Source organism: Stutzerimonas urumqiensis (assembly GCF_003640395.1).
GTDB lineage: Bacteria > Pseudomonadota > Gammaproteobacteria > Pseudomonadales > Pseudomonadaceae > Stutzerimonas > Stutzerimonas urumqiensis.
Genome location: NZ_RBZQ01000001.1, coordinates 181,878 through 205,128 on the forward strand (window position 1 = coordinate 181,878; position 23,251 = coordinate 205,128).

Consider the following 23,251-nt stretch of genomic DNA (forward strand, 5'->3'; position numbering starts at 1 on the left):
GCGGATGAGCCTGGCAATACGTATCGATGAGTGGATGGCAGCAGTAGAGTCGGCGCTTGCCGACGGGGATTGGACTGCTATCGCCGACCTCGATGTGCAGTGCCGCCGGCTGCTGAGCGACCTCGCCGCTGGGCTGGCGTCGAAGGACGAACCCGCGCTTCAGCGGCTACCCGGCTTGGTAGGCACCTATCGTAGCCTGGTGGCACGCAGCCGCGAGGAGCGCGATGCGGTACGGAATCAACTGAGCCAGTTCCAGCGAGGCAAGACAGCCGCGCGCGCCTACCAGCAGCTTCTATGAACTGTGATCCGCATCAGAGAGTGCGATCAACAGCCGGGTAAACTCCCGCAGCGACCACGGAGGTCGCCTAGCCATTACAAGGAGTTACCCATGCGTAAGCGTTTGCTTTCCCTGCTGTTCGTTTCGGCTCTGTTCGGTGGAGCGCTCGCTCCGGTTTACGCCGCCGATGTCGAGACCAATCCCGCCATTGCCGAAGTTGCCACTGCACCACTCGCCCTGAATAGCGCCGATGCCGAAGCGCTGAGCCGAGAGCTCGTGGGCATCGGCCCGGCCAAGGCTCAGGCGATCGTTGACTACCGTACCGAACACGGCCCATTCACCTCGGTGGATGAGCTGCTGGAGGTGAAGGGCATCGGTGCCGCCACGTTGGAAAAGAATCGCGCACGGCTGGTCCTGAATTAATCGTTACGCCGTTTGCCGAAGAAGCCCTGACCCTGGTCGGGGCTTTTTGCTTTTTGTCGTTCGTGCACGGGCCGGAGTGGTCGCTGACAAGCGCGTTCACGGCGAATGGCGCGACGGCCTTACATGACGCCGGTGTTCCTCGCGACGGGGCGCTCCAACCGGCTGACATCCTCGTCGCTTCGCTCCGACTTAATACCTTCTGCTGATTGGGTTCGCTGGACGGCGAACCTGAGGGTGTCCTATTAGTCTGAAAAGAACGAAAAGGCGTTGACAGCGTTACGGTTATACACATAAGGCGATAGCGTGATGCTTCTGTGCCATCACTGCTGGCGCCGTAGTCCCGGTTGTTATTTAACTCATTGAAAAATAACGACTTATTTTGTGGCTAAATTTTGGCCGATCTAAGCTTAAGCCGCACGGGGCGGGCGATTGCGCAAAGAATCCAAGTTTTGCTCACAGACTTATCCACAGCTTTTGTGGATAACAGCCTGCACCCCAGTCGGCATGCGCCCGGAGGAGAATTCCGATGAAAGTCCCCTGGAGTTTCATGCGTTATCTGCCCATCGCACGAACGATTCTTGCGAAGGGCCGCCTTCCTTTCCTGTTGCTGGACGTGGCGCGCAAGCGCCAATCGAGCAAAGGCTTGTTGGCCGGCTTTCGCGACGACCTGAAGCTTCTGATGGAGCTGTGCGTCGCCTGGTGGAAGGGCGAGTACCGCGCGATCAGCACCAGCGCGCTGGTCGCGGTCGTTGCGGCATTGCTGTACTTCGTCTCGCCGCTCGATGCGATTCCGGATTGGCTGCCCGGTATGGGGTTCCTCGACGATGCCGCGGTACTCACCTGGCTGATGCGCAAATGGTCGACCGAGCTGGAGGCGTTCCGGCGCTGGCGTGCGGCTCAGTCGCCGCAGACGATCGCCGAGCTCGATCGGTTGCCGCCGCCCGATGAGCCCGCACCCTGAGCAACGGCTTTCTGGCCAGTCATCGCCTGGTTGCCAATAACCTGACGGAAGCAGGCTGCTTTTCAAATTTTTTGTCGATCACCGCTGGTACCATCGTGCCGTTGCCAGAGGGGAGAGACAGGTGGGCACCCAAATCATCATGCGCGACGGCGAACCCGAGTACGCCGTCATACCCTGGGCGGATTATCAGGCGCTCCTCGAGCAGGCCGGGCGCACGCCGGTCATCGAGTCGCCCGATGAGCGGCGCCCTGTACGCCCCGCGTTGGCCGCCTTGCGCGGCCTGCGAGAGGAACAAGGGCATTCGGTGCAGGCGCTGGCTCGCGTGGTCGGCATCAGCCCCAGTTACCTGGACATGATCGAGCGGGGCGAGCGCGAGCCGGATGACGCCATCAAGCGGGCACTGGCCCATGCGCTCGGCCTCGATGGCTGGGAGGCGGGGGCATGAGCGGCCAGGCAACGTCGATCAGGATCAGCCGGCAGATCTGGGATGGATTGCTCGGCGAGCTGGCTGAAGCCAGGCAGCAACGGCAACTGGTGACCTACCGTGCACTCATCGAGCGCTTGCAGCTGCCGGCACCGGCCATGCAAACGCTTGTGGCCGCCCTCGAACACTTGGCGATGCTAGATGCTCGAGCAGGCCGTCCGTTGCGCAGCGCGTTGGTCATCAGTCAGGGGGCCGAGCGCTTGCCTCGTACCGGTTTTTTCGAATGCGCTGGCCGCCTGGGGCGATTCAACGGGCCGATCGATGGGACGGCCGCCGCCTCATGGCATGCAGGTGAGGTGGCTCGCGTGTTCGATTACGACTTCCCGGAGGTGCCGTGATTCTGGCCCGGCTTCGCGCTCGCGTGGGCTATGGAGTCGCGCGCAAGCTCATGGCGTGGCGCTGGGCCGTCGGACAGCCCCGGCTCTGGCGATGGATGGAGGGGCAGTTCGCGCGGATGGCCAACCTCGGCGATGTCGGCGCGCTGAGCTTTTACGGTCACATGCTGCTGTTTCGTGGGCGCGGCTTCGGCGCGCGGGAGGAGGGCATCCGCTTGTTGCGCCGTGCCGCTGAAGCGGGCGATGCCAAGGCTGCCTATCAGATGGGAGCGGTCAGCCTGAGCGAGGATGCGTCGCATGGGCCGGATGCATCCGGCGCCGCCCATTGGTGGGAAATGGCCGCCAAGGCGGGGCATCCGCTGGCGGCAACGCGTCTGGCGCAGCTGTATCGGGCCGGCGGTCATGGTCTTGCAGCCGACAGCGAGCGCGCCAAACACTACGAGGCGCAAGCGGCCCGGCTGGGACTCTGAGCCTCGATGACATGCTGGCTGTCGCCCGGGATTCGCTTGGCGTGACGCTTGGCCTCGGAGGCCAACGCCGCGAGTTGCGCCGCATCCAGTCCATCGGCCGAGGCGTCCGTCAGCACCACGCCGATGGACAGCGACAGCAGTTCGAAGTGCTCGCTGACGCCCTGCCGGCTTTGACTGACGAAATAGCCGCGCGCCAGGTCTTCTGAGCGATAGATCGGACGGCAGCGCTTGCGGAATTCCACGAACAGCCGGTCGAGCCGTTCCCGCCAGTCGGTCGAGCCGAGCACCAGCATGAAATCATCGCCGCCGATATGGCCGACGAAATCGCAGGTCGGGTCTGCCCGTTCATTCAGGCACTGTGCGAGGCAGAGCAATGCCTCGTCGCCCTTGGCATAGCCGTAGGCGTCGTTGAATGGCTTGAAGTGATCGATATCGACATAGCACACCGCCGCCTGCCGACCCTGTTCGAGCACCCGCGCGAGGCATTGCCGAATAGGGACGTTTCCCGGCAGAAGCGTCAGTGGGTTGGCGTGGCGCGCTTGCTGGATCTTCATCTCGGTGATGAGTTTGAGCACGTCGATCACACGGCCCAGGCCACGGTAGCGGCCATTCTCGGTCACGATGAAGTCTTCTTCGATGCGTTGCCGGGCGCGGCTGGTCAATAGCCGGCTCACCTGCTGCAGCGAATGCGATATTTCCACCGCCAGGTAGTCCTCGCTCATCAGCCGGCTGATGGGCTTGCGGGCCAGCAGGTCCGTCGCGTATGGCTTGAGCAAGGCTTCGGACAGCAGGTGGCGGTGGATGATACCGACCGGTCGCTCCTCGGCATCGAGCACCGCGATGGAGTTGAGGCTGGCTTGCAGGCGGAAGGTCTCGAGCACTTCCCCGATCGGGCGGTCGGCATTCACCGCCGGCTGCACGAGCAACAATGCGCCCAGGTCGCCGCCTTCATCGGCGAGCGTCTGCGCCTGCTCGGAGCGGGTGAAGAAGCCGCTGAGGTCGGCGGGCGGGCGCTCCTGGGGCCGGCCGATCAGGTAGCCCTGGACGAGGTCGACGCCCATTTCGGTCAGAACCTGAAGTTCCTGGGGCAGCTCGATACCTTCGGCGATCACCTCGGCACGCGAGGCGCGGGCGATCTTGAGGATGGAGTCGACGAACTCTCGCTTGATCGCGTCCTGATGGATGCCATCGATGAAGTAGCGGTCGATCTTCACATAGTCGGGGCGTAGCTCGGACCACAGCCGCAGGCTGGAATAGCCGGCGCCGAGGTCGTCCAGCGCGATCGAGAACCCCATGGCCCGGTAGTGGTGCAGGGCGTTGTCGAGCAGCGCGAAATCTTCGGTCGGCGTCTGTTCCGTCAGCTCGATGACCACGTCGGCCGGATCGAGCCCAGCGTCGCTAACCAGCTCAAGGGTGCGGCCCGGCTTGTGGCTGGGGTCGAGCAGCGACTCGGGGGTGATATTCAGGAACAGCTTGCCTTGCAGGGCCGAATGGCTGAACTGGCTGCAGGCGCTGCGCCGGCAAACCATCTCGAGGTCGTTGAGGCGCCCACCGTGCCGCGCGGCGGCGAACAGTGTGACGGGTGAGTGCAGCGAGCTGTTGGAAGGCCCGCGTGACAAGGCTTCGTAGCCCAGGACACGGCGTTCGGACAGCGAGACGATCGGCTGGAAGAGGGTGTTGATGCCGCCGTGAGCAAGAATGTGGTCAAGCCTGCTCAACTGCTCTGTGACGGTCATTCGAACCTCGACTGCTGACCAAAAAGAAGGGGCCGCTTGGCGGCCCCGACATTCCACGACAGCTTGATGTCAATTTGATGACTCAGTCCGCGGTTGTGGACTCCTTGGCGTTGTGTTGCGCCACGGCGGACGTCAGGCCGAGGTAGTCCAGCAGGATATGTCCGGTTTCCGACAGGTAGGCGTCGTCCTCGGGAGCGATGTCCTCGTCTTCCGGCAGCGTGTTCTCCTCGTCATGCTCCAGCTTGGCCAGCGGCTCTTCGCCCTTGGCCACGCGACGGGCATTCTCGAGCTCGAGCTGGCGCTTCTCGATGGCGGCCTGCTCGGCGCGGCGTTTTTGCTCGTTGAGGCTGACGGTGGTGTCGTCCATCAGGTCCTGCGCCAGTTCCAGTCGTTCGCGGGTGAATACGAAGTCCGGGTTGTGCTCGGTGCGGGCCGCATGGCGTGCCGCCAGTTCGTCGAGGAATGGCTTGAACGGGTTGCGCTCGGGATCGATCGCCGCGCGGATGCTGTCCCACGGCAACGCTTCGGGCAGGGCGCTCTCGCCGATCTCGTTGATATCGACATCGGCCGGGTAGGCGATATCGGGCAGCACGCCCTGATGCTGGGTGCTCTGGCCGGAGACCCGGTAGAACTTGGCCAGGGTCAGTTTCAGCTCGCCATGGTTGAGCGGTTGAATGGTCTGCACCGTTCCCTTGCCGAACGTCTGTCCGCCAATGATCAGCGCGCGGTGATAGTCCTGCATGGCGCCGGCGAAAATCTCCGACGCGGACGCCGAAAGCCGGTTGACCAGGACGGCCATCGGGCCGGAATAGAAACTGCCTTCGCTGTCGTCGGCGAGCACATCGACCCGGCCGTCGCTATTGCGCACGAGCACCGTCGGCCCTTCGTCGATGAACAGCCCGGTCAGCTCGGTCGCTTCCTGCAGAGAACCGCCGCCATTGTTGCGAAGGTCGATGACGACCCCATCGACGTTCTCTTCCTTCAGTTCGGCGAGCAGTTTCTTCACGTCGCGCGTGGTGCTCTTGTAGTTCGGGTCGCCTGCACGCAGCGCCTTGAAGTCCAGGTAGAAGGCCGGGATTTCGATCACGCCGATCTTGTAGTCGTGGCCGCGGTGCTCGAGCTTGAGAATCGACTTTTGCGCCGCCTGCTCTTCGAGCTTCACGGCTTCGCGCGTGATGGCGACGGTCTTGGTGCTCTGATCGTTCGGTGCATTGCTCGCGGGAATCACTTCCAGGCGAACGACCGATCCCTTCGGTCCGCGGATCAGCTTGACGACTTCGTCCAGCCGCCAGCCCACCACATCGACCATCTCGTCATCGCCCTGCGCGACGCCGATGATCTTATCCGCCGGCTGGATCTGCTTGCTTTTCTCGGCCGGGCCGGCCGGTACCAGCCGCACGACCTTGACGTGCTCGTTGTCGCTCTGCAGCACCGCGCCGATACCCTCCAGCGACAGGCTCATGTTGATGTCGAAGTTCTCGGCGTTCTCCGGCGACAGGTATTGGGTGTGCGGGTCGTAGGTCTGTGCGAAGGCGTTGATATAGGTCTGGAAGACGTCTTCGCTGCGGGTCTGCTCGAGACGCGACAGCTGATTCCGGTAGCGCTTGGTGAGCAGTTCGGCGATGGCCTGCGGTTCCTTGCCGGCGATTTTCAGGCGCAGGATTTCGTCCTTCACGCGCTTGCGCCAGAGATCGTCCAGGGCTGCCCGGTCGGCGGGCCAGGGTGCGTTTTCACGGTCGATCAGCAATTGCTCGTCGCGCGTGAAATCGAAGTCATCGATGCCGTTTTCCACCAGCGACAGGGCGTATTCGAGGCGCTGTTGCAGGCGCTCGAGATGAAGGCGGTAGATCGCGAAGCCCGGCTCGAGGTTGCCGCTCTTGAGCAGGTCGTCGAACTCGGTCCGCCATTTTTCGAACTGCGCGATGTCGGACGCTGTGAAGTAGCTGCGCGCCGGGTCGAGCATTTTCAGGTAGCTGTCGAAGATCTTGGCCGAGCGGGCATCGTTGAGTGGCGGCTTGTTGTAGTGATGCCGCTTGAGCAATTCCACGACATTCAGGCTGGCGATCACCTGGTCGCGATCGGGCTGAAGGTAGTCCCAGGCGTCCGCCGCGCTGGTAGCCTTGGCCGAGGCAGCGGTGGCCTGGAGGCCGATCAGCAGGGCGAGCAGGGTGCAGGTCAGCGAGCGTTTCATGGGTACCAGGGGGCGTGTAGCTGAGAAGGTGCGCATATTAGGCCGTCGGCGAAGCGGCCGGAGCGGCGATCGGTCCGGCGGCGCAAAGTGGGGCTCCGATGGTCGGAAGCAGATAAGGTCGGAACGAGTGGCCGTCGCGAAGCGGACGGGTCGGACCGGAGCGGAAATCGAATGGGGCCATCGTTCGGTGGTTTCAACGCCGCGCAGGCGGCGGGCGATTCACTATGGAGGCAGCATGAAAGCATTGCAAGGCATCGAAGGACGGGTGGAGTGGGCCGAGCGGCCCGCGCCCGAACCCAAGGACGGCGAACTGCGTATCCGGGTTGCGGCCGCCGGCATCAACCGCGCCGACTACCTTCAGCGCTCCGGGCATTACCCGCCGCCCCCCGGAGTGACCGATACCATCGGCCTGGAGTGCGCCGGTGTCGTGGAGCGGGCCGATTCGACCGGACGCTACCGCGAAGGCGATCGGGTCTGCGCCTTGCTCGCCGGCGGCGGTATCGCCGAGTACGCGACGGTCGATGCCCGACACGTGCTGCCGGTGCCCAAGGGCCTGAGCCTGGCCGAGGCCGCGGCCATTCCGGAGGTCTATGCCACCGCTTGGCTGAACCTGTTCCGCCTGGGTCGCCTCCAGCCGGGCGAAAAGGTGCTCCTGCATGCCGGCGCCAGTGGCGTCGGGTCGGCGGCGATCCAGTTGTGCAAGGCGTTCGGGAATCCATGCTGGGTGAGCGTCGGTTCGGCCGAGCGGCTGGCCTATTGCGAATCGCTCGGCGCCGCAGGCGGTGCCTTGCGCAATGCGGACCTCGATAGCCTGCGCGATTTCGGACCGTTCGACGTGGTGCTCGATCCGGTCGGGGCCAGCTATGCGGCGCTGAATGCCGAACTGCTGGCTGTCGATGGTCGCTGGGTCCTGATCGGATTGATGGGCGGACGCGAGGCGAACGTCGATCTGGCCAAGGTGCTGCGCAAGCGCATCCAACTGACCGGATCGGTGTTACGCACCCGTAGCGCCGATTTCAAGGCCGAACTGCTCGAGAGCCTTCATCAGGCGGTCTGGCCGCTGTTCGAAGACGGGCGCCTTTCGCCGCGCCTGGAACGCACCTTTCCGATCGACGAGGCGGAGACGGCATTCCAGACGCTCGGCAGCAATGCGGTCAACGGCAAGATCGCGCTGGTGATCGACCCGTCGCTGGACTAGCCGGGGCTTACGGCAGCTCGGCGCTGCCGTAGAACGCGGTCAGGACCTTGACCAGGTGGGCGAGGTCATGACTGCCCGCCAGTTCGCGGATCGAATGCATGGCGAAGGTCGGCAGGCCGATGTCGACTGTGCGCACGCCGAGCTGGCTGGCCGTGATGGGGCCGATCGTCGAGCCGCAGCCCATGTCGCTGCGGGTGACGAAGCTTTGCACCGGTACTTCCTCGGTGACGCACAGATGGCGGAAGAAGCCGGCCGTTTCGCTGTTGGTAGCGTAGCGCTGGTTGCTGTTGACCTTGATCACCGGGCCGGCGTTGAGCTTGGGGCCGTGGTTGCCGTCGTGCCTGTCGGCGTAGTTGGGATGGACCGCGTGGGCGTTGTCCGCCGAGATCAGCAGCGAGCGGTTGATGATCCGCACGAAGTCGTCGCCCTCCGGCAGCAGGCGCCGCAGTACCTGTTCGAGGAAGGGGCCGTCTGCGCCGCACATCGAGGTCGAGCCGACTTCCTCGTGGTCGTTGCAGACCAACACGCACGTTTGCGCCGGGTCGGTGGCCAGCAGGGCTTCGAGGCCGGCATAGCAGGAGAGCAGGTTGTCGAGGCGGGCGCCGGCGATGAAATCCTGGTTCAGGCCGATGACGGCGGCCTGCTGGGTGTCGTAGAAGCTCAGCTCGTAATCGAGAACCGCATCGGCGACCAGGTCATGCTCCTTGTTCAGCTGCTCGGCCAGCAAGGCGCGGAAGTCCGGCGTCTGCGCACCGGCTACCTGCGCGAGGATCGGCGGCAGCTCGTTCTGCGCGTTGATGGCCCAGCCCTGGTTCGCCTCGCGATTGAGGTGGATGGCCAGGTTAGGGATCACCGCAATGGGCTGGCGGAAGTCGATCAACCGGCTTTCGATGCGGCCGTCGCGGCTGAAGGTGACGCGCCCGGCGAGCGACAGGTCGCGATCGAACCACGGCGCCAGCAGTGCGCCGCCGTAGACCTCCACGCCCAGCTGCCAGAACCCCTGGCGCTGCAATTCAGGATGCGGCTTGACGCGCAGGCAGGGGCTGTCGGTGTGCGCGCCGACCAGACGGATGCCCCGCTCGAGCGCTGGCTGCGCACCCAGCTGCACGGCCACGATCGCCGAATCGTTGCGGGTCACGTAATAGCGCCCACCCGCCTGGATATGCCAGGACTCGCGTTCGTCGAGCGGCTTGTAGCCGGCGGCCTGGAGGCGCTGGGCGATAGAGGCGGTGGCGTGGAACGGCGTGGGTGAAGCCTCGAGGAAGTCGATCAGGCCCTGGTTGAGTGTGTCGCGCATGGGGAACTCCGTACTGCTGTCGCGGCAGTCTAGCCGATTGTGACGCCCTGGCGCCGCGCCGGTCAGCGCTGACTAGAACGGAGCCGGGCTTTCGAAGCGCAGCCGTTCGCCGGTCCGCGGATGCGTCAGTGTCAGCATGCTGGCATGCAGGCACAGGCGCTCATGAGCATGGAGCGCCTGGTCGTGGGCATACAGCCGGTCGCCGAGCAGCGGGTGACCGATGGCGAGCATGTGCACGCGCAACTGATGCGAGCGACCGGTGATGGGCGTCAGCTCGACGCGGCTGTGCTGCGCGTGCCGCTCGACGACGCGCCAGAAGGTCAGCGCATGCTTGCCGAGTTCGTGATCGACGACATGCCGCGGCTTGGTCGGCGGGTCGTAGCGCAGCGGCAGTTCGATGCGGCCGCTGTCCTGCGCGGGCGAGCCCCAGCAGAGCGCGGTGTAGGCCTTCTCGGTCTCTCGGTCATGGAACTGGCGCGACAGCTCGCGATGGCTGTCCGGGTCGCGCGCGAGAACGATCACGCCGGAGGTCTCCCAGTCGAGGCGGTGCACGATCAGGGCTTCCGGATAACCGTTCTGCTGGAGCCGGGTCACCAGGCAATCGCGATTGTCTTCCGCGCGTCCCGGCACGGAAAGCAGCAGGGTCGGTTTGTCGATCACCAGCAGCGCGTCGTCCTGGTGGAGAATCTGGATGTTGCTCAGCGGCATCGGCGTTTCCGTAAACGAAGACGGCGACCCGTGGGCCGCCGTCGTTGTGCAACCGATTCGCTCAGCGATCCGGCAGCGTGATGTTCAGCTCGAGGATCGAGCAGCTGCCCTGATTCTCCAGCGCGACCTGGACCTGGTCCTGGTCGATGTTCACGTACTTGCGGATCACCTCGACTAGCTCCTTTTGCAGGGCGGGCAGGTAGTCCGGTTCGTTCCGCTGGCCGCGCTCGTGGGCGACGATGATCTGCAGGCGCTCCTTCGCGACCGATGCCGTGTTCTGCTTCTTGCGTTCACGGAAGAAGTCGAAAAGGTTCATTCACGACCTCCGAAAAGGCGTTGCAGGAAGCCGGGCTTCTTGACGTCGAGGAAGCGGTGCGCGACCTCCTTGCCGAGCAGGCGGTCGACCGCGTCGCTGTAGGCCTGACCGGCGTCGCTCTGATCGTCGAGAATGACCGGCACACCCTGGTTGGAGGCCTTCAGCACGGCCTGGGATTCGGGGATGACACCGAGCAGGCGGATGGAGAGGATTTCCTCGACGTCCTCGACGCCGAGCATCTCGCCCTTGGTCACGCGCTCGGGGTTGTAGCGGGTCAGCAGCAGGTGTTCCTTGATCGGCGCCTCGCCGCTTTCGGCGCGGCGCGACTTGCTCGCCAGCAGTCCGAGCATGCGGTCGGAGTCGCGTACCGAGGACACTTCCGGGTTGGTGACGACGATCGCTTCGTCGGCGAAATACATCGCCAGGTGCGCACCCTTCTCGATGCCGGCAGGCGAGTCGCAGATGACGTACTCGAAGTTGGCCTTCAGCTCGTTGATGACCTTCTCGACGCCTTCGATGTTGAGCGCGTCCTTGTCGCGGGTCTGGCTGGCGGCCAGCACGTAGAGGTTCTCGAGGCGCTTGTCCTTGATCAGGGCCTGGGTCAGGGTGGCGTCGCCGTTGATCACGTTGATGAAGTCATACACCACGCGGCGCTCGCAGCCCATGATCAGGTCCAGGTTGCGCAGGCCGACGTCGAAGTCGACGATCGCGGTCTTGTGCCCACGCAGGGCGAGGCCGGTACCGATGGCAGCGCTGGTGGTGGTCTTGCCGACGCCACCCTTTCCGGAAGTGACTACGAGAATCTTGGCCAAGGTGCTTCACCCCAAAAAGAAAAATAGGCCGCAAGCCCCGCCATTCGGGCGGTTGAGCTGCGGTCGGGTCCTGAAAAAATTCGCGGCAGTATCCGTTAAAGGCGGGTGATGTTCAACACATCGCCGGAGAGCGCGATCTGCACGGGCTGGCCCCACAACGGCTCGCGTCGCAGGTCTTCGGCGACCTTGTATTGGCCGGCGATGGAGATCATTTCCGCCCCCAGTTGCTGGCAGAAAATCCGCGCTTCTGGGTTGCCCTTGATGCCCGCCAAGGCGCGACCGCGCAACGGGCCGTACACATGGATGTGCCCATCGGCGAGAAGTTCCGCGCCGGGACTGACGGCCGCCATGACGATCAGGTCGGCGCCCTGTGCGTAGACCTGCTGACCGCCGCGGATCGGGGTGGTGATCAGACGGGTCGGGCGGTGTGCCGGCTCGGCCGGGCGTGCGGGCTCGGCTGCCGGTCGGGCGGCGGGTTCGAGCGGACGCTCGCGTGCGCCCGAGGGCGGCAGGACGGGCAAGTCCAGCGCACCGGCCGCGGCGATGTGGTCGTCCCGTCCGGCGCGAATGGCCAGCGTTCGCAGGCCATGCTTGCGGCACAGCGCCATGAGCGCCGGCAGGTCGAGGTCCGAGCCGGTGGCGGGGAGCTTGTCCAGCGCCAGTACCAGGGGGGCGTTGGCGAAGAACTGCGGTGCCTGCTCGACCTTGCTGGCGAGCTGGCGGTCCAGCCGTTCGAGGTCGTTGCCGGTGAGCTCGAGGATAGTGATCGCGAGCATGCTGCCCTTGAGCTGGAACACGGGATCTTGGTCGAGTAGGTCGGCTTGGCTCATGGTCTGCCCGTCGCTGTGAATGGCGGGGACTTATAACGGCGCAGTCGACCGGCTGCAAGCCGCGACCGGCCGGGCGGGAAGTTCGGCGCCTTGCGGGAATACCGCTAGAATGCCGGGTTTTCCGCTGCCGAGTCTGTCAATGGATCGCCCCCGCTTCCGCGCCTCCTTCCTGCATCCACGCTTCTGGCCGCTGTGGCTGGGGCTCGGGCTGTTATGGCTGGCCGTGCAGCTGCCCTATCCGATTCTGCTGGCGCTCGGACGCGGGCTCGGCGCGCTGATGTTCTGCGTCGCCGGTGCGCGGCGGGGGGTGGCGCGGCGCAACCTGGAGCTGTGTTTTCCCGACTGGTCGGCGGCGCAGCGAGAGCAGGTGCTGCGCGAGAATTTCGCCTCCACCGGTATCGCCTTCTTTGAAATGGCGATGAGCTGGTGGTGGCCGCAGGCGCGCCTGCAACGCCTCGCCCGCATCGAGGGGCTGGAGCACTTGCAGCAGGCGAAGGACGAGGGGCAGGGCGTGATCCTGATGGCCTTGCATTTCACGACGCTGGAGATCGGTGCCGCGCTGCTGGGCCAGCGACACACCATCGACGGCATGTACCGCGAGCACAAGAACCCGGTGTTCGACTACGTCCAGCGGCGGGGCCGCGAGCGTCATAACCGCGACGCCACGGCCATCGAGCGCGAGGACGTGCGGGCGATGCTGAAGGTCTTGCGCGCGGGCCGCGCCATCTGGTACGCACCGGACCAGGACTACGGGCGCAAGCAGAGCCTGTTCGTGCCGCTGTTCGGCGTCACCGCCGCGACGGTCACGGCGACCACCAAGTTCGCGCGGCTGGGCAGGGCGCGGGTGGTGCCGTTCACGCAGGAGCGCCTGGCGGATGGGCAGGGCTATCGCCTGGTCATCCACCCGCCGCTGGCCGACTTTCCCGGCGAAAGCGAAGAGGCTGACTGCCTGCGCATCAATCGCTGGATCGAGGAGGCGGTCAGCCGGCTGCCGACCCAGTATCTCTGGGCCCATCGGCGCTTCAAGACCCGCCCCGTGGGTGAGCCCAGTCTCTACCGCTAGGCGCGCGGCGCGTCGACCGCGGCGAATGTGCCGTCGCGGTAGTCCCGCAGGGCCTGTTCGATCTGCTCGCGGCTGTTCATGACGAAGGGGCCGTATTGCACGATCGGTTCGCCGAGCGGCCTGCCTGCCAGCAGCAGTACGCGAACGCCTTCGGCGCTGACCAGCGTCAGCTCGCCCTCGTCCGACAGGCGCACCAGCCGGCTTGCGGCGACAGGCGCGTCGGCCCCGGCCAGCTGCAGGCTGCCGTCGTAGACATAGAGCAGGACGCGGTGCCCGTCCGGCAGACGGGGAGACAGCCTGGTACCGGCCGGCAGGTGGAGGTCGAACAGCTGCGGCTGTGTGCCGGCCCGCTCGACCGCCCCCGCGAGATCGAATCCCTCGGCCTGCAAATGACCTGCGATCACCCTGGCGCTAACGCCGTCAGCCCGCTCGGCCGTGGGTATCTCGTCGGGATGGAAATCCCGATAGCCCGGCGCACCGAGCTTGTCGCGTGCCGGCAGGTTGAGCCAGATCTGGAAGCCGCGCATCGTGCCCTGTTCCTGCTGCGGCATTTCGCTGTGAATGACGCCGCGTGCCGCGGTCATCCACTGCACGCCGCCGCTTTCGAGCAGGCCGACATTGCCGAGATGGTCTTCATGGCGCATACGGCCTTCGAGCATGTAGGTGATGGTCTCGAAGCCGCGATGCGGGTGCGGCGGAAAGCCGGCGATGTAATCGTCCGGGTTCTGCGAGCCGAACTCGTCGAGCATCAGGAAGGGGTCGTACCGTTCGGCATCCTGGCCGCCGAACACGCGGGTCAGGCGGACCCCGGCGCCATCGGACGCCGGTTTGCCGGTAGTGATCGAAAGAATCTGGCGCATCTGCGGTTCCTCGGTTGGAAAGCCGCAGCATAGTGCCGGCGCCTCGATGGATTGGCTGAAAAAACCGCTCGATCCGATCGGCTCTCTCGATCTATCGGCTACTCCTCGACTTGCAGCTGCCGCGCGCGGGTGTAGACGTAGCGTACCTTGGAATACTCGAACGGCGAGTTGAGCTGGCCATAGCGGAACGGCGTGGTGTAGCGCGTGTCGATCGCGCGCAGCACGGGCAGCGCCCAGTAATCGCTGCTGGCGTCGGCGTAATTGAGGAAGTTGATCTCCTGGCGGATGGCGTTGTCGGTGAGCAGGCCGGTGGCATCGCGCAGGTTGGACGGGCCGAGCGCCGGGATCACCAGGTAGGGGCCGGGCGGAACGCCCCAGTAGCCGAGCGTCTGGCCGAAGTCTTCGGGCTGGCGCGGCAGGCCCATGCGCGTGGCCGGGTCCCACAGGCCGCCGACCCCGAGCACGGTGTTGAACAGCAGCCGGGCGGTCGTCTGCATGGCGCGCTTGGGCTTGAGTTGCAGAACGCTGTTGACCAGGTTGGGCACGTCGCCGAGGTTTTCGAAGAAGTTGCTTACGCCGCGACGCACGAAGCGCGGCGTCACGTACTGGTAGCCCCGAACGACGGGCAGCATGACCCACTGATCCAGCTGGTAGTTGAAGTGATAGATGTGCCGGTTCACCGTCTCCAGCGGGTCGTAGACGTCCAGCGCCTCGAAGGTCGCCTGCTCGAAGACCTGCTGGTCGAGGCCGGCATTGAATTCCAGGCGGTCCAGCGGATGCGTGAAGCCATCGTCGATGGGCGGCTGCTGGGCCAGCGCCTGGCCGGTGCCGAGGGCCAGGCATGCGGCGGCCAGCGCGGCCAGGCGGCGCGCATGGCGGGTGGGCGCAGTGGTGGGTCGGTCGCTCGGAAGGCTCACACGGTTCTCCTCGTTCCCTGCTTCTGTCCCGGCATGCCGGGTTCCTCGGATGGGGTCAGCCACGCAACAGCTCCAGCATGCGGCGCGCGTTGACGTGGTAGCTCATGTTGCCGCAGTGGCCGCCGGACGGATAAAGCGTCAGCCGGTCGCCGAAGGTGCGCCGCAGGAAGCCGATGTCGCCCTCGCCGAGGATGAGGTCATCGGCGTTGTGCATCACCGTGATCTTGTCGCTCTCGCGCAGATAGTCCTCGAGCGCATAGAGGCTCACCTGGTCGACCAGCTGATTGAGGCCGCCGCCGTCATACAGCGCGCGCCACATCGGGATCAGCTGCTGCGTGATGTAGCAATCGAAGTCGCACAGCAGCGACCGCTTGAAGAAGGGTTCGAGGCTGGTGCCGACTTCGATCTCGGTACCCGGCGGAATGATCAGCCCGCGCTTGTTGATCAGGTCGGAGGTGAAGGAGATATCGGCGACCGAGAAGCGGAAGGACGCGCCGATCAGCATCGCCAGCTGCTCGTCGGTCAGCGCGTAGGCCGATTCCTGGAAGTCGTAGAGCAGCGCCTGGTCGAGGTTGATGAAGCCTTGCTCGTGAAAGTAGCGGCTCAGCTTCTCCATCACCAGTTCGTAGAAGGTGGTGTTGTGGTCGACGCCCTCGATCTTGGCCTGCACGAGCTTGTCCAGGTTGGAGACCGAGGTGTAGAGGTTCACCGGCGGGTTGATCATCAGCACGCGCTTGAAGTTGAACGACTGGCGCGTCTCGTCCAGGTGGCTGACGAACGCCGCCTCCAGTGCGCCGAGGCTGTAGCCGGTGAGGTAGTAGTCGGTCACCGGCAGGTCGTGGTGCTCGGCGCGAACGGCCTGCATCACGCGGTACAGGTCCTTGGCGTCCTGCTCGCTGAGGCCGGGCGTGGCGAAGCGCGAGGCGGCGGCGATGAAGTCGTAGCTGGTCGGCGACGACAGCTGCACCACGTGGTAGCCCGCGCCATAGAACAGGCGCTTGAGCCATTCGGATTTGCCGGTCGAGTAGTGCGCGCCGGTGCCGGCGATGATGAACACCAGCGGGGCCGCCTGCGGCTGGCGGGCCAGTCGATAGCCGAGTTTGCGCACGGCCCAGAAGTTGTCCGGCAGGACGAACTCGCGCTGCGGATTGAGCGAGAGCCGGTAGTCCGCCTGGTCGATGTCCTCGTCGCTCGGGACTTCGGGACGCAGGTAGGCCGGCGTGCCGGCGACGGTGGCTTCGAACGCGTTGGTCAGCGGAAAGTGGTAGCGCTCGGCCGGGATGTCCTGGGCGAAGGCCAGGCTGCCGCACAGTAGCGTGGCGATCAGCGCCGCGGTCCGTAGAAAGCTGGGCATGCGATGTCCCTGTTGTGAGTGGTAGCTCCAGACGCGAAGCATATGACAGGCGGCTCGGCGCGGAGTGCCCGCCGCGCCACCGCGCGATGGTTTGCGAGGCATTCATCAAGCTGATGAAACGCAGGGCGTACGATCGCCTTGGCTACACTCGCCGGGACTCAGGGCACTCCCGGTAAGGAAGGCGAAATACGATGCAAAACCGCATGATGATCACAGGCGCGGGTTCAGGCCTCGGCCGCGAAATTGCGCTGCGCTGGGCGCGCGAAGGCTGGAACCTGGCGCTGTCGGACGTCAACGAGGCCGGCCTCGCCGAGACGCTGAAAATGGTGCGCGCCGCCGGTGGCGACGGCTTCACGCTGCGTTGCGACGTGCGTGATTACAGCCAGCTCACCGCCTTTGCCCAGGCCTGCGAGGAGAAGTTCGGCGGCATCGACATCGTGGTCAACAATGCGGGCGTGGCGTCCGGCGGGTTTTTCGACGAGCTGACGCTGGAAGACTGGGACTGGCAGATCGCGATCAACCTGATGGGCGTGGTCAAGGGCTGCAAGGCCTTCCTGCCGCTGGTGCAAAAGAGCAAGGGCAAGATCGTCAACATCGCCTCGATGGCCGCCCTGATGCAGGCGCCGGGCATGAGCAACTACAACGTCGCCAAGGCGGGCGTGGTTGCCCTGTCGGAAAGCCTGCTGGTCGAACTCAAGCCCGAGGGCGTCGATGTGCACGTCGTCTGCCCCTCGTTTTTCCAGACCAACCTGATGGATTCCTACCGCGGCCCGACGCCGAACATGAAGGCACAGATCGCCAAGCTGCTGGAGGCCTCGCCGATCACCGCGGCGGATATCGCCAACCTCATCCACGAGGGCATCGCCAAGGGCACCTTCATGATCCTGCCGCACGACGAAGGCCGCATGGCCTGGCAGATCAAGCAGCAGAATCCGCAGGCCATCTACGACGAAATGACCAACCTGACGGTGAAGAAACGCAGCAAAGCCAAGGCGATCTGACCGGCCGGTCAAATGTCTTGCTCGTGACGGAAGCGCGGGGTAGGGTGGCCGGCTTCCGTTGCAACCGCTTGGTAAATCAGTGAAAACCCACTCGCGCTGGCTGTTCGTGCTGGCCCTCGTGTTGGCCGCGATCAATCTGCGGCCCGGCTTGACCTCCTTCGCACCGCTGATCGAACGCATTGCCCAGGAGCTCGATCTCAGCCGCAGTGTCATCAGTCTCACGACCGCGTTGCCCGTCTTGCTGATGGGCCTGCTTGCGCCACTGGCGCCGCGGTTGGCGGTGCGCATCGGGCTCGAGCGCGCCATCACCCTCTGCATGGCGCTGATCGCGGTGGCGCTGGCGCTGCGCGCGATCGGCCATATCGCGCCGCTGCTGATCGCCACCGCCGGCCTGCTCGGTGCCGGCATCGCCGTCGCCGGGCCGTTGCTGTCGGGCTTCATCAAGCGCTATTTCAGTGACCGGATGGGCACGGCCGGAGCCTGGTATTCGCTGTGCATGACCATCGGCGGTACCGCCGGCGTGGTGCTCACCGTGCCGGCCACGCAGCTGCTGGGCGACGACTGGGGGCTGGGGCTGGCTGTCTGGTTCGTGCCGGCGGCGATCGCCCTGGCGGTCTGGCTGAAGGTGCCGGCCGCCGGCGAGCCGGCCGGGCAACAGCAGGGCGGGTTGCCGTGGCGACAGCCGCGAGCCTGGCTGATCAGCCTTTATTTCGCGCTCCAGGCCGGGCTGTTCTACGGCCTGGCGACCTGGCTGGTGGCGCGCTATCACGAGGCCGGTTTCAGCCTGCTGGAGAGCAACGCGTTCTTCAGCGGCTTCATGCTGGTCGGGCTGCCGGCGTCGTTCCTGATGCCCTGGCTGGCGCAGCGTTTCGGCCGCCGGCACTGGCTGATGGTCGCCTGTGGCGTCGTAGCGACCCTCTGCCTGGCGGTCATCACCTGGCTGCCGGCGTTCTCGCCGGTCGCGATCTGCATGCTGCTGGGCGTGGCGCTCAACGGCACCTTCTCGTTGTCGCTGATCCTGCCGATGTACGAAGCGGCCACGCCGCTGGATGTCAGCCGACTGACCGCCATGATGCTTTGCACCGGCTATTGCCTGGCGTGCTTCTCCCCGGTGCTGACCGGTTTCGGTCGCGACCTGGGTGGTGACTATCGCCTGCCGTTCACGGCACTGACGCTCGCCTCGGCGACGATGATCGTTCTGGCTTCGCGCCTCGGGCCGCGCCGGACCGCCGTCCGATGAGGCTGCCGCTCCGCCGCGGTACGCCGATGCCTGGCCTCGGCGGAGCGCTCGCTTGAGCGCCGAATCGATCGTCTACGGCTGCATTCACGACTGGCCGAGCGCCGAGCCGGGCGAGTCGGCGCGCCGCCGGACGAGCAACCGGCGTGTGATCGAAGCACTGCCACAAGCCGATGGCTGGACCTTCATCGGACGGGACATGTTCGGTTGCGCAGGCGCGCCGGACGCGGGGATGTACCAGACGCAGATCATTCACTTCGGCGCGAGCTACCGGCAGGTCGAATACGAATGGAGCCTGTGGGTCGCCGAATTCGAGCAGCTCCTGCGCCGGCTCTACTGGACCCGCGCGGTGGTGCATCTGCAGACCGAACTCAGCGGCACCCACACGTTCCGCTGGGAAGCCGAAGAGGGCGCCCATGGGCCGGGCGAGCGTCCGCTGCGGTTGCGTTGTGCGTGGGAGCGTGAAAGCGACCTGCTCGGCTGAGCTTCAGCTCTCCAGCCATTCCCGCGGGACGTCGCGCCGGAGCGCGAGCTGGCACTGCTGGCTGTCGGGGTCGAAGACGATCACCGCTTCACCCTTGCCTAATGCACGACGGACACGTTCGACGCGCCGCTCCAGCGGCGTTTCGTCGCCATTGTCGGTGCCGTCGCGGGTGACGAAATCCTCGATCAGACGGGTGAGGGTGTCGGCTTCGAGCTGGTCGTGCGGAATGATCATGGGGCTCCGTGAGGGTCACGTCGGTTTGGCATCGGGCGCGAGGGCGAGGTAGCGATCGAGGCAGGCTTGCAGCTGCTGACTGTCGACCGGCTTGCCGAGGAACTCGTCCATGCCGGCCTCCAGGCCCTGGCGCCGGTGGGCGTCGAGTATATGGGCGGTCAGCGCGACGATGGGCACGCGCCGCCCGCCGGTCTGCGCTTCATGGTGGCGAATCCGGCGGCAGGCCTCGAAGCCATCCACTTCCGGCATTTCGCAATCCATCAGGATCAGGTCCACCGCGTCGGGGGCGCCCAGGTACCACTCGAGCGCTTCGCGGCCGTTGTTGGCCAGCAGCACCCGGTAGCCGCGCTTGCCCAGCAGGCCCTTGACCACCAGCTGGTTCACCGGGTTGTCTTCGGCGACCAGGATGCAGGGCTCGGCGTGGCGAGCAGGCTGGGGTTCGGTGGTCGACGGCGACGTGGCGGCCGGCGCGCTGGCATACAAGCCGTGCAGGGCCTGGCGCAGCGCGGCGACGACGATCGGCTGGCTCAGGCTCGCCAGGCGCAGCCCCTGGGCATTGACCGGCGGTTCGGTATCGGGCGAGTGGAGCAAGAGCACGCGCTGGTTGGGCTTGAGATGGGGCTGGAGCTGCGTCAGCCATTGCGCCGGTTCGCCCGTCCAGGGCGCCACCAGCACCAGCAGCGGCGGGGTCTTGTAGTCGTCGAGGTAGGCGATGACCCGTTGCGGGTGGCGGCAGCGTTCGGCGCGCAGGCCCCAGCGCGTCAGCAGCCGGGCGACCGCCTCCAGCGCGAAGCCGTCCAGCGAGGCGACGAGCGCGGTGCGGTTGTGCAGCAACTCGGCCAGCGGATCGGCTTCGGCGACCGGCATTAGCGGCAGGTCGACCGTGAAGCGCGTGCCCTGGCCATAGCGGCTGCTGACATCGACCGTGCCGCCCATCAGCTCCGCCAGCTCCTTGCAGATGGCCAGCCCCAGGCCGCTGCCGCCGTAGCGTCGCGTCGTGCTGGAATCCCCCTGGGCGAAGGAGTCGAACAACCGTGCCAGGGCCTGCTCGCGGATACCGATGCCGCTGTCGTTGACGGTGAACACCAGCCGTGCGGCGTCGCCTTCATGCCGTTGCGTCACGTTGAGCCAGACGTAGCCCTGTTCGGTGAACTTCAGGCCGTTGCCGAGCAGGTTCATCAGGATCTGCTTGACCCGCGTCGGGTCGCCGCGCACCAGGCGCGGCACGCCGGGCTCCAGGCTCAGGTGCAGGCTGAGGTGCTTTTCCCGTGCCTGCGCCGTGAACAGCGCGAGGGTTTCGCTGACCAGCACCTCGAGGTCGTAGTCGATGTGCTCGAGCTCCAGCTTGCCGGACTCGATACGCGCGTAGTCGAGGATGTCGTTGATCACTGTCATCAGCGAATTGCCCGAGCTGGCGATGGTGTCGACGTACACGCGTTGGCTGCGGTCCAGGGTTGTCTCCCGCAGCAGCTCGAGCATGCCCAGCACACCGTTGAGCGGCGTGCGGATCTCGTGGCTCATCTTGGCCAGGAAGCGGCTCTTGGCCTCGCTTTCGATATGCGCCTGCTCGGCGGCCTGGCGCGAGCGAAAGCCTTCTTCCTTGAGCAGGTTGATGCGGTCGGCCAGGCCGATGGACAGGATGATCAGCTCGATGGTGACGCTGGCCTTGACCACCGACGAGCCGTAGATGCCCAGCAGTTCCACGCCCAGCGAGCCGGCCGTGACGATGATGAACGAGGCCAGCAGCGCGCCCCAGGCCAGGATGTAGTACAGCCCGTAGCGCACGCCCCTGCGCCAGGCGTAGATGCCCACCAGCAGCAGGCCGATCGAGGTGCCGAGCACCGCCACGCTGGCCAGGATGCTCCAGGTCTGTAGCCGCACCAGCAGGCCCGAGGCCAGGCAGGCGAGGGAGATCCAGAGCGAGAGCCGCAGGATGAGGTCGAGTCGCGGAAAGTGCAGGCGGGTATGCAGGAAGTGCCGGCTGAACTGAATGGCGCTCAGGCAGTGGGTCAGCATCAGCAGGTAGATGCCTTCGTTCTGCACGGTGCCAATGTCCGGGAACAGGCGGATCAGCATCCCGTCGAAGCAGGCGGCGAACAGCCCGACGTTCAGGTTGTAGACCAGGTACCAGAAGTACGCCGGCTCGCGCAGCGACACGAACAGGAACAGGTTGTAGCAGAACATCGCGAACATCACGCCGTAGAAGGCGCCGTTCAAGGCCGAAAACGCCTCGAGGACCGACGCGCTGGTCGCGTGCGTGGCGAAGTACAGCGGCATGTACAGCGTGCTGGTCGAATGCACCCGCACCAGCAGCGTCGAGACGCCGGGCTCGAGTTCGACCGGAAACCAGAAGTTGCTGACCTTGACCGGCCGTTCGGCGAAGGGAAAGGCATCGCCGGTGAGCTGCCGGCTGACCGTCCCGTCGGGCGAGACCAAGTGCATCTCGACGAAGTCGAGCAGCGGGTAGTTGACCTCGACGAAGCCACGCAGCGTCTCGGCCAGGCGGTTGTCCAGGCGCACCCGGAACCACCAGGTCGAGGTGTTCTTGCCCTTGTTCGCGTGGGTCCGGGCGAGCGGGCGAAAGGCGTCCGCCTCCAGCGCGAGCACCTGCTCGACGGTCAGCGTGCCGTCAGGGTCCTCGAGGAAGCGCGTCCAGGGCCCGAGGGCGATGCGGGTCTGCTCGTCGACCAGCGGCAACGGCGCGCCGAAGCTCGGCAGCATCAGGCACAGCAGAACGAGGGCCAGGCAGAGACGGGGCATGATCGATCCTTGGGGAGGCCCGGCTATCCTAGCCCTGCGCCATGCCCGCACATAGGGGCAGCTGCGTCATTCGGCGGAGCGCGGCGGCGCCGTCAGTCGCCCTCGGCATTGCGGCCGAGCAGGCTGTCGACCGCCGGCACGCGGGTGTCGCTCTCGAGCTGGGTGTCGTGTTCGAGCTGGTGGCTGAAGCGATCCAGCGCGCCCGCGCCGGCATGCGTGTCGGCATCGCTGGCGAACACCGGCGGGCTCATCACGTACAGCGCGATCAGCTGGCTCATGGCGGCCAGGCTGTCGAGGTGGGTGCGCTCGTAGCCGTGCGTCGCATCGCAGCCGAAGGCGAGCAGGGCGGTGCGGATGTCGTGGCCCGCGGTGATCGCCGACTGCGCGTCGCTGTGGTAGTAGCGGAACAGGTCGCGCCGGGCCGGTACCTCATGCTCGGCGGCGAGCCGCAGCAGATGGCGCGACAGGTGGTAGTCGTAGGGTCCGCCGGAGTCCTGCAGGGCGATGGTCACCGCATGTTCGGTCGATTCCTGTCCCTTGGCCGAGGGCGCGATGTCGATGCCGACGAACTCGCTGACATCCCACGGCAGCGCCGCCGCGGCGCCGGAGCCGGTTTCCTCGGTAATGGTGAACAGCGGGTGGCAGTCGATCGGCGGCAGCTGCCCGCTGTCGATCACCGCCTTGAGCCCCGCCAGCAGCGCGGCGACGCCGGCCTTGTCGTCCAGGTGGCGCGCGCTGATGTAGCCGCTTTCGGTGAATTCCGGCATCGGGTCGAAGGCGACGAAGTCGCCGACGTTCACCCCCAGGGCGCAGGTTTCCGCGCGGCTGTAGGTGTAGGCGTCCAGGCGCAGCTCGACGTGGTCCCAGCTGATCGGCAGTTCGTCGACCGCCGTGTTGAAGGCATGCCCTGACGCCATCAGCGGCAGCACGCTGCCCCGGATCACGCCGTAGTCGGTGAAGACGCTGACGCGACTGCCCTCGGCGAAGCGGCTCGACCAGCAGCCCACCGGCGCCAGGCCGAGGCGGCCGGTCGGGTGGATCTCGCGGACGATCGCGCCGATGGTGTCCAGGTGCGCCGAGACCGCCCGGTCGGGGCTGTCTTGCCGGCCCTTGAGCGTCCCGCGGATGGTGCCGCGGCGCGTCAGCTCGTAGGGGATGCCGAGTTCGGCGAGACGCTCGGCCACGTAGCGCACGATGGTGTCGGTGAAGCCGGTGGGGCTGGGAATCGCCAGCATCTCCAGCAGCACGCGTTGCAGGTAGTTGAGGTCGGGTTCGGGGCGGAAGTCGTTCATTCGGGCTCCAA

24 protein-coding genes are annotated in these 23,251 nt (G+C 65.8%); 11 read left to right on the forward strand and 13 right to left on the reverse strand.

Annotated elements, in window-relative coordinates; genetic code table 11:
* Positions 1–4: 4 nt before the first annotated feature.
* From fliT to D7325_RS01010, 6 genes are all read left to right on the forward strand, one after another.
* Positions 5–298 (forward strand): flagellar protein FliT, encoded by a 294-nt coding sequence (gene fliT / locus D7325_RS00985; protein ID WP_120993206.1) that lies wholly within the window; start codon positions 5–7, stop codon positions 296–298.
* A 90-nt stretch (positions 299–388) separates the two neighbouring features.
* On the forward strand, positions 389–700 hold the full coding sequence (locus D7325_RS00990) for a ComEA family DNA-binding protein (RefSeq protein ID WP_120993208.1): 312 nt from the start codon (positions 389–391) through the stop codon (positions 698–700).
* Positions 701–1,226: 526 nt separating this feature from the next.
* Positions 1,227–1,661 carry a YkvA family protein gene (locus D7325_RS00995; protein ID WP_120993210.1) on the forward strand — a complete coding sequence of 145 codons (435 nt, stop codon included), beginning with the start codon at positions 1,227–1,229 and terminating at the stop codon, positions 1,659–1,661.
* A gap of 121 nt (positions 1,662–1,782) precedes the next feature.
* Positions 1,783–2,106: a helix-turn-helix domain-containing protein gene (locus tag D7325_RS01000; protein WP_120993212.1), complete on the forward strand. Its 324-nt coding sequence runs from the start codon at positions 1,783–1,785 to the stop codon at positions 2,104–2,106.
* Positions 2,103–2,483, forward strand: coding sequence for a hypothetical protein (locus D7325_RS01005; RefSeq protein WP_120993214.1), 381 nt, complete (start codon positions 2,103–2,105; stop codon positions 2,481–2,483). Before D7325_RS01000 ends, D7325_RS01005 begins: the two co-directional genes overlap by 4 nt.
* Complete coding sequence (locus D7325_RS01010) at positions 2,483–2,950, forward strand: SEL1-like repeat protein (protein ID WP_120994091.1); 468 nt, start codon at positions 2,483–2,485, stop codon at positions 2,948–2,950. Before D7325_RS01005 ends, D7325_RS01010 begins: the two co-directional genes overlap by 1 nt.
* Here D7325_RS01010 and D7325_RS01015 read toward each other — a convergent pair.
* On the reverse strand, positions 2,917–4,686 hold the full coding sequence (locus tag D7325_RS01015) for a bifunctional diguanylate cyclase/phosphodiesterase (protein WP_120993216.1): 1,770 nt from the start codon (positions 4,684–4,686) through the stop codon (positions 2,917–2,919). The genes D7325_RS01010 and D7325_RS01015 overlap by 34 nt on opposite strands.
* 82 nt (positions 4,687–4,768) lie before the next feature.
* Complete coding sequence (locus D7325_RS01020) at positions 4,769–6,877, reverse strand: carboxy terminal-processing peptidase (RefSeq protein ID WP_120993218.1); 2,109 nt, start codon at positions 6,875–6,877, stop codon at positions 4,769–4,771.
* A gap of 235 nt (positions 6,878–7,112) precedes the next feature.
* Between D7325_RS01020 and D7325_RS01025 the strand changes: the two genes are divergently transcribed.
* On the forward strand, positions 7,113–8,075 hold the full coding sequence (locus D7325_RS01025) for an NAD(P)H-quinone oxidoreductase (RefSeq protein WP_120993220.1): 963 nt from the start codon (positions 7,113–7,115) through the stop codon (positions 8,073–8,075).
* Between the two features lie 7 nt (positions 8,076–8,082).
* Here the strand turns inward: D7325_RS01025 and D7325_RS01030 are convergent, their stop codons facing one another.
* The 5 genes from D7325_RS01030 to minC form a co-directional block, all read right to left on the reverse strand.
* Positions 8,083–9,372 carry a M18 family aminopeptidase gene (locus tag D7325_RS01030; RefSeq protein WP_120993222.1) on the reverse strand — a complete coding sequence of 430 codons (1,290 nt, stop codon included), beginning with the start codon at positions 9,370–9,372 and terminating at the stop codon, positions 8,083–8,085.
* Between the two features lie 72 nt (positions 9,373–9,444).
* Positions 9,445–10,080: an RluA family pseudouridine synthase gene (locus D7325_RS01035; protein WP_120993224.1), complete on the reverse strand. Its 636-nt coding sequence runs from the start codon at positions 10,078–10,080 to the stop codon at positions 9,445–9,447.
* 61 nt (positions 10,081–10,141) lie between these two features.
* Positions 10,142–10,396, reverse strand: a complete 255-nt coding sequence (gene minE, locus D7325_RS01040; protein ID WP_120993225.1) for a cell division topological specificity factor MinE — start codon at positions 10,394–10,396, stop codon at positions 10,142–10,144.
* The gene (minD, locus tag D7325_RS01045) at positions 10,393–11,208 is read right to left on the reverse strand and encodes a septum site-determining protein MinD (RefSeq protein WP_120993227.1); all 816 of its coding nucleotides are present in this window, start codon (positions 11,206–11,208) and stop codon (positions 10,393–10,395) included. Before minD ends, minE begins: the two co-directional genes overlap by 4 nt.
* A gap of 95 nt (positions 11,209–11,303) precedes the next feature.
* The gene (gene minC / locus D7325_RS01050; protein WP_120993229.1) at positions 11,304–12,038 is read right to left on the reverse strand and encodes a septum site-determining protein MinC; all 735 of its coding nucleotides are present in this window, start codon (positions 12,036–12,038) and stop codon (positions 11,304–11,306) included.
* A 139-nt stretch (positions 12,039–12,177) separates the two neighbouring features.
* Here minC and D7325_RS01055 point away from each other — a divergent pair, with 139 nt between their 5' ends.
* Positions 12,178–13,101: a lipid A biosynthesis lauroyl acyltransferase gene (locus tag D7325_RS01055; protein WP_120993231.1), complete on the forward strand. Its 924-nt coding sequence runs from the start codon at positions 12,178–12,180 to the stop codon at positions 13,099–13,101.
* Here the strand turns inward: D7325_RS01055 and D7325_RS01060 are convergent.
* The 3 genes from D7325_RS01060 to D7325_RS01070 form a co-directional block, all read right to left on the reverse strand.
* On the reverse strand, positions 13,098–13,961 hold the full coding sequence (locus D7325_RS01060; RefSeq protein WP_120993233.1) for a pirin family protein: 864 nt from the start codon (positions 13,959–13,961) through the stop codon (positions 13,098–13,100). The two genes, D7325_RS01055 and D7325_RS01060, sit on opposite strands and share 4 nt — an antisense overlap.
* Positions 13,962–14,059: 98 nt before the next feature.
* Positions 14,060–14,815 (reverse strand): MlaA family lipoprotein, encoded by a 756-nt coding sequence (locus D7325_RS01065; RefSeq protein ID WP_120994093.1) that lies wholly within the window; start codon positions 14,813–14,815, stop codon positions 14,060–14,062.
* A gap of 118 nt (positions 14,816–14,933) precedes the next feature.
* Entirely contained in the window at positions 14,934–16,232 is a 1,299-nt protein-coding gene (locus D7325_RS01070; RefSeq protein WP_120993236.1) for an alpha/beta fold hydrolase family protein, read from the reverse strand.
* Positions 16,233–16,423: 191 nt separating this feature from the next.
* Between D7325_RS01070 and D7325_RS01075 the strand changes: the two genes are divergently transcribed.
* From D7325_RS01075 to D7325_RS01085, 3 genes are all read left to right on the forward strand, one after another.
* Positions 16,424–17,233, forward strand: coding sequence for an SDR family oxidoreductase (locus tag D7325_RS01075; protein ID WP_120993238.1), 810 nt, complete (start codon positions 16,424–16,426; stop codon positions 17,231–17,233).
* Positions 17,234–17,339: 106 nt separating this feature from the next.
* Positions 17,340–18,473: an MFS transporter gene (locus D7325_RS01080; protein WP_425452240.1), complete on the forward strand. Its 1,134-nt coding sequence runs from the start codon at positions 17,340–17,342 to the stop codon at positions 18,471–18,473.
* A 52-nt stretch (positions 18,474–18,525) separates the two neighbouring features.
* Positions 18,526–18,954 carry a hypothetical protein gene (locus tag D7325_RS01085; RefSeq protein ID WP_120993242.1) on the forward strand — a complete coding sequence of 143 codons (429 nt, stop codon included), beginning with the start codon at positions 18,526–18,528 and terminating at the stop codon, positions 18,952–18,954.
* A gap of 3 nt (positions 18,955–18,957) precedes the next feature.
* On the opposite strand, the gene D7325_RS01090 is transcribed toward D7325_RS01085, so the two are convergent.
* The 3 genes from D7325_RS01090 to D7325_RS01100 form a co-directional block, all read right to left on the reverse strand.
* Complete coding sequence (locus tag D7325_RS01090) at positions 18,958–19,188, reverse strand: YheU family protein (RefSeq protein WP_120993243.1); 231 nt, start codon at positions 19,186–19,188, stop codon at positions 18,958–18,960.
* 15 nt (positions 19,189–19,203) lie between these two features.
* Positions 19,204–21,951, reverse strand: coding sequence for a hybrid sensor histidine kinase/response regulator (locus tag D7325_RS01095; RefSeq protein ID WP_120994095.1), 2,748 nt, complete (start codon positions 21,949–21,951; stop codon positions 19,204–19,206).
* A gap of 89 nt (positions 21,952–22,040) precedes the next feature.
* Positions 22,041–23,240, reverse strand: a complete 1,200-nt coding sequence (locus D7325_RS01100; RefSeq protein ID WP_120993245.1) for an osmoprotectant NAGGN system M42 family peptidase — start codon at positions 23,238–23,240, stop codon at positions 22,041–22,043.
* Between the last annotated feature and the right edge of the window lie 11 nt (positions 23,241–23,251).

What these genes read in the sequence shown, in the direction of transcription:
- D7325_RS01075 (WP_120993238.1), top strand. Translation starts at nt 16,424, where the DNA reads ATGCAAAACCGCATGATGATCACAGGCGCGGGTTCAGGCCTCGGCCGC.
- D7325_RS01020 (WP_120993218.1), bottom strand. Translation starts at nt 6,877, where the DNA reads ATGAAACGCTCGCTGACCTGCACCCTGCTCGCCCTGCTGATCGGCCTC.
- D7325_RS01070 (WP_120993236.1), bottom strand. Translation starts at nt 16,232, where the DNA reads ATGCCCAGCTTTCTACGGACCGCGGCGCTGATCGCCACGCTACTGTGC.
- D7325_RS01005 (WP_120993214.1), top strand. Translation starts at nt 2,103, where the DNA reads ATGAGCGGCCAGGCAACGTCGATCAGGATCAGCCGGCAGATCTGGGAT.
- D7325_RS01100 (WP_120993245.1), bottom strand. Translation starts at nt 23,240, where the DNA reads ATGAACGACTTCCGCCCCGAACCCGACCTCAACTACCTGCAACGCGTG.
- D7325_RS01090 (WP_120993243.1), bottom strand. Translation starts at nt 19,188, where the DNA reads ATGATCATTCCGCACGACCAGCTCGAAGCCGACACCCTCACCCGTCTG.
- D7325_RS01025 (WP_120993220.1), top strand. Translation starts at nt 7,113, where the DNA reads ATGAAAGCATTGCAAGGCATCGAAGGACGGGTGGAGTGGGCCGAGCGG.
- fliT (WP_120993206.1), top strand. Translation starts at nt 5, where the DNA reads ATGAGCCTGGCAATACGTATCGATGAGTGGATGGCAGCAGTAGAGTCG.
- D7325_RS01030 (WP_120993222.1), bottom strand. Translation starts at nt 9,372, where the DNA reads ATGCGCGACACACTCAACCAGGGCCTGATCGACTTCCTCGAGGCTTCA.
- D7325_RS00995 (WP_120993210.1), top strand. Translation starts at nt 1,227, where the DNA reads ATGAAAGTCCCCTGGAGTTTCATGCGTTATCTGCCCATCGCACGAACG.
- D7325_RS01055 (WP_120993231.1), top strand. Translation starts at nt 12,178, where the DNA reads ATGGATCGCCCCCGCTTCCGCGCCTCCTTCCTGCATCCACGCTTCTGG.
- minC (WP_120993229.1), bottom strand. Translation starts at nt 12,038, where the DNA reads ATGAGCCAAGCCGACCTACTCGACCAAGATCCCGTGTTCCAGCTCAAG.
- D7325_RS01035 (WP_120993224.1), bottom strand. Translation starts at nt 10,080, where the DNA reads ATGCCGCTGAGCAACATCCAGATTCTCCACCAGGACGACGCGCTGCTG.
- D7325_RS00990 (WP_120993208.1), top strand. Translation starts at nt 389, where the DNA reads ATGCGTAAGCGTTTGCTTTCCCTGCTGTTCGTTTCGGCTCTGTTCGGT.
- D7325_RS01015 (WP_120993216.1), bottom strand. Translation starts at nt 4,686, where the DNA reads ATGACCGTCACAGAGCAGTTGAGCAGGCTTGACCACATTCTTGCTCAC.
- minE (WP_120993225.1), bottom strand. Translation starts at nt 10,396, where the DNA reads ATGAACCTTTTCGACTTCTTCCGTGAACGCAAGAAGCAGAACACGGCA.
- D7325_RS01060 (WP_120993233.1), bottom strand. Translation starts at nt 13,961, where the DNA reads ATGCGCCAGATTCTTTCGATCACTACCGGCAAACCGGCGTCCGATGGC.